1 protein-coding gene is annotated in these 474 nt (G+C 66.5%); it reads left to right on the plus strand.

Annotated elements, in window-relative coordinates:
* Positions 1 to 46 precede the first annotated feature (46 nt).
* The gene (locus tag DBV35_RS29210) at positions 47 to 472 is read left to right on the plus strand and encodes a DUF3141 domain-containing protein (protein ID WP_108663925.1); all 426 of its coding nucleotides are present in this window, start codon (positions 47 to 49) and stop codon (positions 470 to 472) included.
* Positions 473 to 474 lie beyond the last annotated feature (2 nt).

Below are 474 nucleotides of genomic sequence, written 5' to 3' on the forward strand. Positions count from 1 at the left end.
CGCTCGATGTTAAAAAAACCATCAAAAAACCGCCTCGACCCGGCTGATGGCGGGGACGATGGGGATGGCGCCGTACAAGGCGCTGGTCGCCGCGGGCGGCGGCAACATGCCGGGCTCGGCGGTGCTGTCGAACTTCATCTCGATCCAGCCGCAGTCGGAGATCTCCCGGCAGCTGCAGCTGCTGGAGAACATCGACGACCCCACCCACGTCGAGCGCTACCGGGTGTTCGAGGACTGGTTCAAGTACACCCAGGACATCCCCGGCGCGTTCTACCTGTGGCTGGTGGAGAACCTGTTCTGGAAGAACCGGCTGATCAAGGGCACGCTCACCGTCGACGGCCGGACCGTCGACATGGGGGCGATCGACTGCCCGCTGCTGCTGCTGGCGGGCTCCGCGGACCACATCACCCCGGCCCCGCAGCTGTTCGCGGCGGCGGAGAAGGTCGGGACCCCGGCCGCGGACGTCACCTAGAT

This window comes from Acuticoccus kandeliae, assembly GCF_003073115.1.

Bases quoted from the DNA above. Each gene is read 5' to 3' on its own strand.
- DBV35_RS29210 (WP_108663925.1), top strand. From the start codon at position 47: ATGGCGGGGACGATGGGGATGGCGCCGTACAAGGCGCTGGTCGCCGCG.